The following is a 12625-nucleotide window of genomic DNA, read 5'->3' on the forward strand; positions in this document are numbered from 1 at the left end:
GGAGTCACCGTGTCAGGTGGAGATATTGCCGGTCTTATCGCAGCCGGCGTGTTCGCGATTCTGGTCGCGGTCATCGCTATTCCGCTGGTCAAATTGGGTCGGGTGTTTGATGAAACCACCGCGGCCATCCATGAACTCAGCGAGGGGATCACTCCGATGCTGACCGAAACGACCGATGCTATTCGCGGGGCCAACCAACAACTGGCTCGAGTGGACACCATCACGAGCAACGTGGCGGATGTCACCGGTAACGTTTCCGCGCTCGTCGCGTTGTTCGCCGCGACGGTTGGCGGACCGCTGATCAAGCTCGCCGGGTTCTCTGCCGGCGTACGTGCGGCGTTTCGCGCCGGGCGGCCGCGGCCTCGGCGTGATCGGGGTTGACCGGCTACTCTGGACTCGGCGCTGATATTCTCGCGCCCGACTTATCGATGGCTCCGGCTAGCGCAGATTCAGGGAGAAGTGCAATGAAGAACGTCATCTGGTTGGTCATTGGCGTGGCCGCAGGCTTCGTGGTGGCCCACGAGGTCAACAAGACCCAGCAAGGCAAGCAGTTCTTCACCGAACTCGACACCAAGGCCCGCGAGTTCGGCGAGGCCATCTCTGAGGGCTACCGCCAGCGCGAGGCCGAACTGCACGCCGCGGTCGGCGACGCGCCGACGCCCACCGCGCCGTAGGCGTCCGGTCACACAGAACCACAGTCTTTCGCATCACCACACTCACGCACCATCAAAGCTACGGACACCATGCAGACTGCTGACATTCGCGGGCGCTGGCTCGACTTCTTCGCCGATCGTGGACACACCGTTGTGCCGTCCGCGTCATTGGTGAGCGACGATCCCACCCTTCTTTTCACCGTGGCCGGCATGGTGCCGTTCGTGCCATACCTCACCGGGCTCGTTCCAGCGCCATATCCGCGCGCCACGAGCGTGCAGAAGTGCATTCGCACTAACGACATCGAAGAGGTCGGTAAAACACCCCGGCACGGCACCTTCTTTCAGATGAACGGCAACTTCAGCTTCGGTGACTACTTCAAGGAAGAAGCCATCGGCTTCGCCTGGGAGCTGCTCACCACCCCGGAGAACCAGGGCGGCTACGGCTTTCGCGAAAGCGAACTGTGGGTCACCATCTACCTCGATGACGACGAGGCCTACCGTTACTGGCGTGCCATCGGCGTGCCGGACAACCGCATTCAGCGCCTCGGCATGGAATCCAACTACTGGTCTACCGGCCAGCCCGGCCCGGCTGGCCCCTGCTCAGAGATCTTCGTCGATCGCGGCCCAGCGTATGGAGCCGATGGCGGCCCGGCCACGGACGATGACCGTTACGTCGAGATCTGGAACCTCGTCTTCATGCAGTACCTGCGCGGCGAAAGTACCGGTAAAAACGACTTTCAAATTCTTGGCGACCTGCCCAAGAAGAACATCGACACCGGCATGGGCCTCGAACGCGTCGCCTTCCTCAAGCAGGGCGTCGAGAACATGTACGAAATCGACCAGGTGCGTCCGGTCCTCGACCGTGCCGCCGCACTCGCTGGCCGCCGCTACGGCGCCGACCACGACGATGACGTGCGCATGCGCATCGTCGCCGACCATGTGCGCTCCTCCCTCATGCTCATGAGCGATGGCGTCATGCCGTCCAACGAAGGTCGCGGCTATATCCTGCGCCGCCTCCTGCGCCGTAGCGTGCGCGCCATGCGCCTGCTCGGCGTCGACACCGTCAGCCTTCCCGAATTGCTGCCCGCCTCGCGTGACGCCATGAGCGCCGCCTACCCCGAGGTCAAGAGCGACTTCGGACGTATCAGTCAGGCAGCGTTCGCCGAGGAAGAAACCTTCCTGCGCACCCTCGCGAGCGGCAGCACCGTGCTCGACCTTGCCGTGGCGAAGACGAAAAAGGCCAACAAGACCGAACTGGCCGGCCCGACGGCCTTCCTGTTGCACGATACCTACGGGTTTCCCATCGAGATCACCCTCGAGATTGCCGAAGAAGCCGGCCTGAGCGTCAACCGTGACGCCTTCGACGTGCTCATGACCAAGCAGCGCAGCCTGGCTAAGGCCGACGCGAAATCCAAGAAGACGACCCTCGCCGACCTCGGCGTCTACAGCCCGTTCCGAGCCCTTGGTGAGACCGTCTTCACCGGGTATGACAACCTGCGGAACGAGTCAACCGTGCTGGGCCTCATCGTCGACGGCGAGTCCGTCACGGGCGCGGTTGCCGGTCAAACAGCCGAAGTTATCCTCGCCGAGACCGCGCTCTGGGCCGAATCCGGTGGGCAAGAGGCAGACGCCGGCCTCATCGTCGGTGCCGGTTACGAGCTCAAAGTGCTCGACGTGCAGAAGCCGGTCAGGGGCCTCATCAGCCACAAAGTACTCGTGCTCTCCGGCGAGGTAGGTGTGGGAGAGCGCGCCACGAGCGTCGTCGACGAAAGTTGGCGCCGCGGTGCCCGCCAGGCGCACTCCGGAACGCACGTGCTGCACGCCGCGTTACGGCAGGTTCTCGGCCCCAACGCCCATCAGTCCGGCTCCTACAACAAGGCTGGGTTCTTCCGACTCGACTTCTCCTGGAACCAGGCACTATCGCCGGCGACCCGCACCGAGATCGAAGAGATCTCCAACAACGCCATTCGTGACAACCTGCCAGTCACCACGCGGGAGCTGCCTCTCGCTGAAGCGAAGGCGCTTGGCGCTATGGCGCTGTTCGGCGAGAAGTACGGCGATGTCGTGCGCGTCGTCGACATTGGCGGCCCCTGGTCGCGTGAACTCTGCGCCGGAACGCACGTGTCCAGCAGCGCTGAGATCGGCATGATCAACCTCATCAGTGAAGCCTCGGTCGGATCGACCAACCGCCGCGTCGAGTCTCTGGTCGGCCTTGAAGCCTTCCGCGATCTCGCCGCTGAACGGGCCCTCGTCTCGCAGCTCACGTCGAGCCTGAAAACGCCGCGCGAACAGCTGCCAGAACGCATCAGCGACCTCGTGACGAGCCTCAGGGCGGCGGAGAAGAAGATCGCCGCCTTCGAGGCCCGGGCCCTGACCGACCGTGTTCCCGCTCTGCTGTCAACGGCGCGCCGGGTCGGCGCCGTGACCGTTGTCGCCGAAGACCTCGGCGTGCTCGGTTCGCCCGACGACCTGCGCGTGCTGGCTCTGGCGACCCGAGATCGCCTCGGCACCGACGCGGTGGTTGTGGCGCTCTCCGCCATTGCCGCGGGCAAGCCTGTCGTGATCGTCGCCACCAACACGGGCGCGCGAGCTGCCGGTCACAAGGCCGGAAGCCTCGCCAAGACCGTTGCGGGAATTCTCGGCGGAGGCGGTGGCGGCAAGGACGACGTCGCGCAGGGGGGCGGCCCCAACGGCGACGCCATCCCGGCCGCGCTGCAGGCCGTCGTAGCAGCGATCAGCCGCTAACGATGCGGTCAGGGGTGCGTGTCGGCGTCGACGTCGGCAAGGTGCGCATTGGCGTCTCCCGCAGTGACAACCACGGGATGCTTGCTACACCGGTCGAAACCGTTGCCCGCGACCTGGCCGGGCTGACCGACCTCGTGCGCATTCGAGCTGTGGTGCTCGAGCTTGACGCGGTCGAGGTCATCGTCGGTTTGCCCCTGGCTTTGTCGGGAAACGTGACCGCGTCGACCGACGACGCGATCGATTTCGCAGCGCGGCTCAACCGAATTCTCGACGTGCCGGTGCGCTTGGTCGATGAACGGCTCTCGACCGTGTCTGCGCAGTCGGCGTTGCGGGCGTCCGGTCGGTCCACGAAAACGCACCGGCCAGTGATTGATCAGGTGGCCGCGACTATCATTCTGCAACACGCGCTCGACAGTGAGCGTGCCTCAGGGCGGCCGCCAGGGTCGCCCGTCGAACCGACAGAGAGGCCGTAACCGTGTCGAGTTCCACCCCGGAAGAGCCGTTGCCGAGCCGTCGGCAGTTGCGCGCGCAGCAGGCCGCAGCGGAACAAGCGGCCGCGGGAGAGAGCCAGGCCGTACCGCCTCCTGTCACCGTCGCCGGAGACGGACCGCTGTTGCCTCGATTGGCCAGCGAAGCAGCCGTGCCCCCTACCGACGCCACCGACTTTCGGACAACGCTCGAGAGCGTCGGCTCCGGCCACGGCCGTGCAAACCGGCGCTCACTGCTGGCCGACGAACCGCCGCGAGAAAAACGCAGCCGTAAGGGTGCCTGGGGCTGCCTCATCGTCATTGCAGTGCTGGCTGCGCTCGTGGCCGGGGCCTACTTCTTTCTCCAAGGTCCCATCTCGCAAATCATCGCGGCCACACAGGGCCCCGCCGATTTCACGACCGAGGAAGCGGCCTCCGGTGAAGACGTGGTCGTTATGATTCACGGTGGTGACGGCGGCTCGGACATCGCCACCACCCTGGTCGACCGGGGCGTAGTGAAGAGCTTCGATGCGTTTTACGCGCTTCTCTTGGAGGCTACCCCGGAGCCGGTGTTCCAGCCCGGTGCCTACCAGCTGAAGACTAAAATGGTCGCGAGCACAGCCCTGGATGCGCTGCTCGTTGACGGTACGCGACTACGCCAGACCGTCGTCGTTCCGGAGGGAACCGCGGCCGTCGACGTGTTGCAGTCGATATCCGAGGGCACTGACATTCCTCTCACCGATGTGCAAGCTGCTGCGGCCAACGTGGGCTCGTTTGGTTTACCGCCCGAAGCGACCACGCTCGAAGGTTTTCTCTTTCCTGCCACCTACACGTTCTCACCGGGGGACACCGCCCAGGTCGTCCTGCAGGCTATGGTCGATCGGCAGTTCGAGGCCCTCGACTCGGCGGGGGTCGCTGTTACCGACCGCTGGTCGACAGTCGTGTTCGCCTCACTCATTCAGCGAGAAGCTGGTCTCGCCGCCGATTACTACAAGGTATCCCGGGTCTTTCTGAACAGGCTGGAGCCAGCGCGGTGGCAGAGCGGTTTGCTGCAGTCCGATGCGACCGTCGCTTACGGTACGGGAAACACCCACCTCGTGACCACGACCGATGCCGAACGCGGCGATGCCGGCAACGCGTACAACACCTACGTGCACCCCGGCATGGTCGTCGGCCCCATCTCGAACCCGGGTGACCTGGCTATTGACGCCGCCCTGAACCCGCTGGACGGCCCGTGGCTGTTCTTCGTGACCGTCAACCTCGATACCGGCGAGACGGTCTTCTCCACGACCGTGGCAGAACACGACGCCGCAGTCGTCGTCTGGCAGAACTGGATGAGGGAGCACCCCGAATATGGATAGCCTCACCGCGAATCGGCTTGCGGTGCTCGGCTCGCCGATCAAGCATTCTCGTTCGCCGCTGGTGCACCGAGCCGCCTACCGGCAGCTGGGACTCGACTGGTCCTACGATGCCGTCGAGGTCAAATCAGGATCCCTCGCCATGTTCCTGAGCAAGCTCGAGCCAGAATGGCGAGGTTTGTCACTCACGATGCCGCTCAAGCAGGAGGTTCTGCCGTTCATCGACGACTGCGACCGGGTTGCCCAGCTGACCGGTTCGGTCAACACGGTGCTGCTGCGCCGGGTCAAGGGGCGCGGCACACTGAGCGGCTTCAACACGGATGTTGCGGGTCTGGTGCGCGCCCTCGCCGAAAGTGGCGTCACCCAGGCGACGCACGTGACTCTGCTCGGGGCGGGCGCGACGGCGTCATCCGCTTTGATGGCGGCAGCAGAACTCGGCGCCGAGTTCGTCACGGTGCTCATGCGGGACGCACGAAAGGCGCAGCCACTGGTCGAGCTCGGCCGAACGTTGGGCGTGGTCGTTGACCTGCAGGATTTCAGCGGGGTGAGCCGGGTCGATAGCGATGTCGTGATCAGCACACTGCCGGGAGGAACCGTGCTGCCGTCGCTGCTCCCGCTGGAACTGCGCGAACGTGCCGTCTTGTTCGACGTCGCGTACTCACCGTGGCCGAGTGGGGTCGCCACGTCGTGGCAGGCGGCGGGGGGCACGGTGGTGAACGGACTCGGAATGCTGCTGCATCAGGCACTCATCCAAGTGCGGGTCTTCGTTACCGCTGACCCGTTTGAACCATTGTCCGACGAGCCGTCCGTGCTCGCGGCCATGCGCGGTGCGCTCACCCGTGACACTGGCTTCGACGATGCTGTGGAAAGATAGGAACCATGCTTCGTTGGCTCACCGCCGGAGAATCTCACGGCCCCGAACTCATCGCCATTGTCGAGGGTTTGCCCGCTGGAATCCCGGTCACCCTTGAATCGATCCGCCTCGATCTGGCGCGCCGCAAGCTCGGCTACGGCCGAGGCGCGCGCATGAAATTTGAAGAGGACGAGCTCACGCTCTCCGGTGGGGTGCGGCACGGGCTCACCCTCGGCGGTCCGGTCGCACTGCGCATTGGCAACTCGGAGTGGCCCAAATGGGTCGACGTGATGAGTGCAGCGCCGGTGGACCCCGGCACGATCAGTCGCGGTCGTGGAGCGCCGCTGACCCGGCCGCGGCCCGGTCACGCCGACCTGGTCGGCATGCAGAAGTACGACTTCGACGAAGCCCGCCCGGTGCTCGAACGCGCCAGCGCTCGGGAAACCGCCGCACGGGTCGCGCTGGGCGCCGTCGCCAGGTCCTTTCTGAACGAGCTGGGGATTCACCTGGTCAGCCACACGATCGCCATCGGACCGGTGCGCGTGCCAGACGGCGCGCCGTTGCCGCTGCCCGAAGACGTCGACGCCCTTGACGCTGACTTGCTGCGCTGTTTCGACGCCGCGACATCCGCTTTGATGGTCGCTGAAGTGGATGCCGCGCACGATGATGGTGACACCCTCGGCGGCGTCGTCGAAGTGCTCGCCTACAATCTCCCCCCAGGCCTCGGGTCATTCGTGCACTGGGACCGCCGTCTGGATTCGCAGCTCGCCGCTGCCCTCATGGGCATACAGGCGATCAAGGGCGTTGAGGTTGGCGACGGTTTCGAGACCACCCGTCGTCGCGGGTCCGACGCGCACGACGAACTCGTGCAGGCGGATGGCGTGATTGTGCGGGTCAGCGACAAGGCCGGCGGCACAGAGGGCGGTATGAGCACCGGCACGGTGCTGCGCGTTCGCGCCGGCATGAAGCCGATCGCCACGATTCCCCGGGCGCTGCGCACGGTCGACGTGGCAACGAGCGAGCCGGCAGCGGCGCACCACCAACGCTCCGACGTCTGTGCGGTTCCGGCGGCCGGTGTCGTTGCCGAGGCCATGGTGGCGCTCGTGCTCGCGAATTCGGTGCTCGAGAAGTTCGGCGGCGACTCGATCAAAGAGACCCGCCGTAACCTTCAGTCTTATCTGGCCGAAATTCCCGCCAACCTGCGCACGGGTGCGTCCAGCGACGCGACACTGTGACGAGTTTTCGGCCTGAGCGATGCTGAGTCTGCGTAACTCGTTGCTGCCGATTGTCTTCATCGGGCCGATGGCCGCCGGTAAGACCAAGATCGGTCGCCGAGTGGCGCGCGGCCTGGACGTGCCCTTCATCGACACCGATAAACGCATCGTCGAACACTACGGTCCGATTGGCGAGATCTTCGCTCGTGAGGGCGAAGAGTACTTTCGCATCATCGAGCGCGAAGCCGTCGATTGGGCTCTCGGTGAGCCCGCCATCGTGTCGCTCGGTGGGGGAGCGGTGCTGAATGCCGACACCCAGTCCGATCTCGAAAACGCGACGGTCGTCTACCTGAGCGTCACGACGGCGGCAGTGCAGGCGCGCCTGGGGGGCGGCAAAAGGCCGCTTCTGGCGGGGGGAATCACCGACTGGGAACGCATTTACAACGTTCGTCGCTCCACTTATGAGGCCCTCGCAACGATTCACTTGGATACTTCCAACCGACCCATCAGCGGCATCGCCGACGAAATCGTGAATTGGGTACAAGAAAGAAATGATGAGTGAGATTTTCAGGATGACCGAGATGACCGAGATGACCGAGATGACCGAGATGACCGAGATGACCGAGCAGCCCGCAACTACCGTGATCACCGTGACGGGGGTCGATAGCTATCAGGTCCACGTGGGGCGTGGCCTCGTCACCACCGTCGCCGAGCAGCTGGGCAGCGGCGTCAACAAGGTACTTATCGTGCACACCTCCACCGTCGGTGCCCGCGCCGTTGCACTGCGGGATAGCCTGCTCGAAACCTATTCCGAAGTATTGCTCGCTGAAGTTCCCGACGCCGAGGCCGCCAAGCGCGTCGAGGTGGCAGCGTTCTGCTGGGGCGTGATGGGTCAATCCGACTTCAGCCGTACCGACGCCGTGATCGGACTCGGTGGCGGCGCGGTCACCGACCTCGCCGGTTTCGTTGCGGCTACCTGGCTGCGCGGTGTGAAGCTCGTGCAGATTCCCACGAGTGTACTCGGCATGGTCGACGCCGCCGTTGGCGGCAAGAACGGCATCAACACCGCCGAGGGTAAGAACCTCGTCGGCACCTTCTACGCGCCCGCCGCCGTGCTCTGCGACCTGGACCTGCTCGACGCGCTGCCGAAAAATGAGATCCTGGCCGGTTTCGCGGAAATCGTGAAGGCCGGCTTCATCCAGGTTCCCGAAATTCTCGACATCATCGAAGCGGATGTCGACCGCGCCACCGACCCGACAACCCTCGAATTTCGCCGGCTGATCGAACTGTCCATCGCGATGAAAGCCCGCATCGTGGGGGAGGACTTCAAGGAGGTCGGCCTCCGTGAGATCCTCAACTACGGCCATACCCTCGGCCACGCGGTCGAGCACGCCGAACGGTACGGCTGGCGCCACGGCGCTGCCGTTGCCGTCGGAATGATGTTCGCGGCCGAGCTCGCCGCACTGAGTGGCCGGCTCCCGGTCGAGGTCGTCGACCGGCACCGCAGCATTCTCGAATCGCTGACCCTGCCCACCGGCTATCCGGTGGGTCGCTGGCCCACCCTGCTCGCCACGATGCAGCGCGATAAGAAGACGCGCAGCGGCATGCTGCGCTTTGTCGTGCTCGATGATGTGGGCAAGCCCACCATCCTCGAGGGCCCGGACGCCTCCTTGTTGTTCAGCGCGTATCAGGCCATCGGCCAGTAGCCTCAGGCTGGAACAGCCTTCGTGGCGCTGGCCACGGCATCCTCTCCGGCGGTGTCGGTTTCGGCCGAGTCGGCAAACGGGGTCATCGTGGTCATGAGCTCGGAGCGGATGAGAAAGCGCACACCGCGCGGGGCTTCGGCGCTGAAGCCGCTGCCGCGACCCGGTACGACGTCGACGGTGAGGAAGGTGTGGCTCCAGTAGGTGAACTGTTCGGCGGACATCCAGAAGTCGAGGGGCTGGCTGGGCTCATTGGCCGGAGCGATATCGAACTGGCCGAGGCGCACGTCCTGGTCGGAGGTGATGAACTCGCCGGCCATGAACAGCATCGGGGAACTACCGTCGCAGCATCCGCCGGACTGGTGGAACATGAGGGGTCCGTGCTCCTCCCACAGGCTGCGGAGCAGGTCGACCGCGACCGGGGCGAGCTGCACGCGGGGGACGGTTTCATCGGCGATCGTGACCGATGCGGTGATCGTGGGTGTCGACATTGACTGACCTCCTGATAGACGGATGATGATAAAAAGGGCTGCCTACGACGTTACGTCGTTGGCAGCCCCCCGGCCAGCCCTCCAGCGAACTCCCACCGATAGGGCTACCCGGCGACCAGATTGATCGGTTTAGAAAAAGCCGAGCTTATTTTCGGAGTAGGAAACCAGCAGGTTCTTGGTTTGCTGGTAGTGACCGAGCGCGAGCTTGTTGTTCTCCCGGCCGATGCCGGAGCTCTTATAGCCGCCGAACGCGGCGCCGGCCGGGTACGCGTGATAGTTGTTGACCCAGACACGACCGGCCTGGATGTCACGGCCAGCCCGGTAGGCGACGTTACCGTTGCGCGACCAGACACCCGCTCCGAGGCCATAGATGGTGTCGTTGGCGATGGAAATAGCGTCGTCATAGTCCGTGAAGCTCGTCACGGCCAGTACCGGTCCGAAGATCTCCTCCTGGAACAGGCGCATCTTGTTGTGGCCCTCGAAGATGGTCGGCTGCACATAGTAGCCGTCGGTGAGGTCACCGCCAAGATCGGCTCGTTCGCCGCCGAGCGCCAGTTTCGCGCCCTCCTTGGTGCCAATGTCGATGTACGACAGGATCTTCTCGAGCTGGTCGTTGCTGGCCTGTGCGCCCATCTGGGTGTCCGTGTCGAGCGGGTTGCCCTGGATGATCTTTTTGGCGCGCGTGACCGCGTCCCCGAGGAAGCTGTCGTAGATCGGCTTCTGTAGCAGCGCCCGGCTGGGGGCCGTGCAGACCTCTCCCTGGTTGAAGGCGAACAGCACGAAGCCTTCCTGGGCCTTGTCGTAGAACGCATCCTTCGCCTCTGCAACGTCGCTGAAGAAGATATTCGGGCTCTTACCGCCGAGCTCGACGGTCGACGGGATGATATTGGCCGAGGCGTACTGAAGAATCAGGCGGCCGGTGGTGGTTTCCCCGGTGAAGGCGATCTTGCGGATGCGGTTGCTCGAAGCGAGCGGCTTGCCGGCCTCGAGGCCGAAACCGTTGACGATGTTGACCACTCCCGGGGGGAGGATGTCGCCGATGAGCTCCATCAGAACGAGAATCGAGACCGGGGTCTGCTCGGCTGGCTTGAGGACGACCGCATTGCCGGCGGCGAGGGCAGGGGCAAGCTTCCAGACGGCCATCAAAATGGGAAAGTTCCACGGAATGATCTGGCCGACAACGCCGAGCGGCTCGTGGAACTGATATGAGACCGTGTCGCCGTCGAGCTGGGCGTGGTCGCCGTCTTGGGCGCGGATCGCCGCAGCGAAGTAGCGGAAGTGGTCGGCGGCGAGGGGAATGTCGGCATTGATCGTCTCGCGAATGGCCTTGCCGTTGTCCCAGGTTTCGGCGACGGCGAGCATTTCGACATTGGCGTCGATGAGGTCGGCGATCTTGCCCAGGACCGCGGCGCGCTCGGCGGGGCTGGTCTTTCCCCAGGCGGGAGCAGCCTTGTGGGCGGCGTCGAGCGCCAGCTCGATGTCTTCGGCGGTGCCCCGAGCCACTTCGGCGAATGCCTTGCCGGTGACCGGGGTGATGTCTTCGAAGTACTGGCCTTTGACGGGGGCGACCCATTCGCCGCCGATCCAGTTCTCGTAGCGGGACTTGAAGGTAATTTTGGAGCCGGGTGTTCCTGGGACTGAATAGACGGTCATGTCACTCCTCTTTCGACGACGGTGTCGGGCTCGCAAACCTGCGGCCTATTTCTACTCTAGGAGGGGGGACGTTGCAAAATGTTGCGATGGCCACCGATTTCGACTTCGATGCGCGCAAGATGCGCCACGACCGTTGCACGTTTGGGCGATCGGGCCGGGAGCAGCTCGAGGCAGGCCCGCCAGACTTCGGCGTCCCAGGTGGCTTCTTCGGTGCGCGCGTAGGTGAGCAGCAGGTCGACCGAAGCATCCGCGAGCATTGCCTCGCGCAGTCGGCTGCTCACTTCTGAACGGATTTCGATGATCCCGGGAGCGGACGATCCCGGGAGTACAGGGCCGCGGTAGGCGCCGAGAGCCACCCGGTGAGCGCCGCGATCCAGAAAGGCCAACACCTGTTGCGCATCGAGTTCGAGCCGTGATTCCAGCCGATACGGCCGGGAGGTGATCGTGATCGAGGGATCGAGGAGGGCGAGTACCTTGCGTACCCGCACCATTTCGGCGCGCAGCGTTTCCACTGCTGTGTCCAGATCAAAGAGGTAGCTGGCCAGACGATCGGCGGAAAGTCCTTCGCGGTGCCAGGCGAGAAGTGTGAGAATCTCGGTGTGGCGGGGCGAGACATCCACGGTGCTGCCGCCGCAACATAACTGGCCGTGATCGGTGCCGAGCACACTCAGACCGGCCGGTGCCAGTCGCCGCACGGTCGTCGGCAGCGATGTATGCGACCGGCGAGCGGGCGGCGAAGAATTCGGCTGGCCAAGGCGCTGGATGCGCAACTCTGCCTCCATCGCGGCGACAGCTGCTTCAACGAGGGGGAGTGTTTGCGGTGCGACCGCCTGATCGCCGCCGGTGATGTCGATCACGCCGAGGATTTTGCCGGTGTCTGGATCGTGGATGGGTACGGCCGTGCAGCTCCAGGGGTGCGCGAGAGCGTTGAAGTGTTCGGCCCGCCGAATCTGAATACCGCGGTCCAGGGCCAGTGCGGTACCGGGGGCGCTGGTTCCGACCCGTTTTTCTGACCAGTCCGCTCCCTCGACGAACAGCATTTCCTCGACCTGGCGGCGCAGCGCCCGGTCGCCGTCGATCCAGAGCAACCGGCCGGATTCGTCGCCGATGGCCACGAGTAACTCAGCATCAAAGGCGTGGCGGATAAGCAGGTTCTGCACGACGGGCAATACCGTGGCGAGCGGATGCTGGTTGCGCAGGTGCCGCAGTTCGATATCGGTCAGTGCCCGCTCGGGTGCCACACTGCCGGGGTCGAGGCTGAGAGAGAGCGACCGCTGCCAGGAATCCTGCACGAGCTGGCGCACGCCGGACTGGAAGACTCGGTCTGTGACGGCGGATTCGTGGGCCCGTTCCAGGGCGAGCAGGCTTTCGTACGCCGACCCGGACGGAATCGACGAGGTACTCTTCAAGCCGTGTCCCATCAGCGTCTGCCTCCATTAGCAGTAGCGGGCGCAGCTGCCGCGGCCGCCGTTTCAGTGTCATTCTACG

Annotated in this window: 11 protein-coding genes and 1 pseudogene; 9 read left to right on the top strand and 3 right to left on the bottom strand. The window is 64.5% G+C overall.

The genetic code is table 11. The annotated features are described in order from the left end of the window. Positions 1 to 9 precede the first annotated feature (9 nt). The 9 genes from E3T27_RS08785 (at position 10) to aroB (ending at position 8996) form a co-directional block, all read left to right on the top strand. Positions 10 to 381 (top strand): DUF948 domain-containing protein, encoded by a 372-nt coding sequence (locus E3T27_RS08785; protein WP_104198105.1) that lies wholly within the window; start codon positions 10 to 12, stop codon positions 379 to 381. Positions 382 to 464: 83 nt separating this feature from the next. After that, on the top strand, positions 465 to 674 hold the full coding sequence (locus E3T27_RS08790) for a hypothetical protein (protein ID WP_104197927.1): 210 nt from the start codon (positions 465 to 467) through the stop codon (positions 672 to 674). 69 nt (positions 675 to 743) lie between these two features. Beyond that, the gene (gene alaS, locus E3T27_RS08795; protein ID WP_104197928.1) at positions 744 to 3398 is read left to right on the top strand and encodes an alanine--tRNA ligase; all 2655 of its coding nucleotides are present in this window, start codon (positions 744 to 746) and stop codon (positions 3396 to 3398) included. Positions 3399 to 3400: 2 nt separating this feature from the next. Further along, positions 3401 to 3871 (top strand): Holliday junction resolvase RuvX, encoded by a 471-nt coding sequence (ruvX, locus tag E3T27_RS08800; RefSeq protein WP_104197929.1) that lies wholly within the window; start codon positions 3401 to 3403, stop codon positions 3869 to 3871. A 2-nt stretch (positions 3872 to 3873) separates the two neighbouring features. Continuing rightward, the gene (gene mltG / locus E3T27_RS08805; protein WP_241992185.1) at positions 3874 to 5226 is read left to right on the top strand and encodes an endolytic transglycosylase MltG; all 1353 of its coding nucleotides are present in this window, start codon (positions 3874 to 3876) and stop codon (positions 5224 to 5226) included. Continuing rightward, a complete protein-coding gene (locus tag E3T27_RS08810) occupies positions 5219 to 6097 on the top strand; it encodes a shikimate dehydrogenase (protein ID WP_134572280.1) in 879 nt (292 codons plus the stop codon). The genes mltG and E3T27_RS08810 overlap by 8 nt, the downstream gene beginning before the upstream one ends. 5 nt (positions 6098 to 6102) lie before the next feature. Further along, on the top strand, positions 6103 to 7311 hold the full coding sequence (gene aroC, locus E3T27_RS08815; protein ID WP_104197932.1) for a chorismate synthase: 1209 nt from the start codon (positions 6103 to 6105) through the stop codon (positions 7309 to 7311). A 19-nt stretch (positions 7312 to 7330) separates the two neighbouring features. Continuing rightward, entirely contained in the window at positions 7331 to 7852 is a 522-nt protein-coding gene (locus tag E3T27_RS08820; RefSeq protein WP_241992186.1) for a shikimate kinase, read from the top strand. Between the two features lie 55 nt (positions 7853 to 7907). Then, the gene (aroB, locus tag E3T27_RS08825; protein WP_104198107.1) at positions 7908 to 8996 is read left to right on the top strand and encodes a 3-dehydroquinate synthase; all 1089 of its coding nucleotides are present in this window, start codon (positions 7908 to 7910) and stop codon (positions 8994 to 8996) included. A gap of 92 nt (positions 8997 to 9088) precedes the next feature. Here the strand turns inward: aroB and E3T27_RS08830 are convergent. The 3 genes and pseudogenes from E3T27_RS08830 to E3T27_RS08840 form a co-directional block, all read right to left on the bottom strand. After that, positions 9089 to 9484: pseudogene (locus E3T27_RS08830) on the bottom strand (DUF779 domain-containing protein); the annotation flags it as partial. A 129-nt stretch (positions 9485 to 9613) separates the two neighbouring features. Further along, complete coding sequence (gene exaC / locus E3T27_RS08835) at positions 9614 to 11137, bottom strand: acetaldehyde dehydrogenase ExaC (RefSeq protein ID WP_104197934.1); 1524 nt, start codon at positions 11135 to 11137, stop codon at positions 9614 to 9616. A 56-nt stretch (positions 11138 to 11193) separates the two neighbouring features. Then, on the bottom strand, positions 11194 to 12558 hold the full coding sequence (locus tag E3T27_RS08840; RefSeq protein WP_134572281.1) for a GAF domain-containing protein: 1365 nt from the start codon (positions 12556 to 12558) through the stop codon (positions 11194 to 11196). Positions 12559 to 12625 lie beyond the last annotated feature (67 nt).

This window comes from Cryobacterium lyxosi, from assembly GCF_004403345.1.
GTDB lineage: Bacteria > Actinomycetota > Actinomycetes > Actinomycetales > Microbacteriaceae > Cryobacterium > Cryobacterium lyxosi.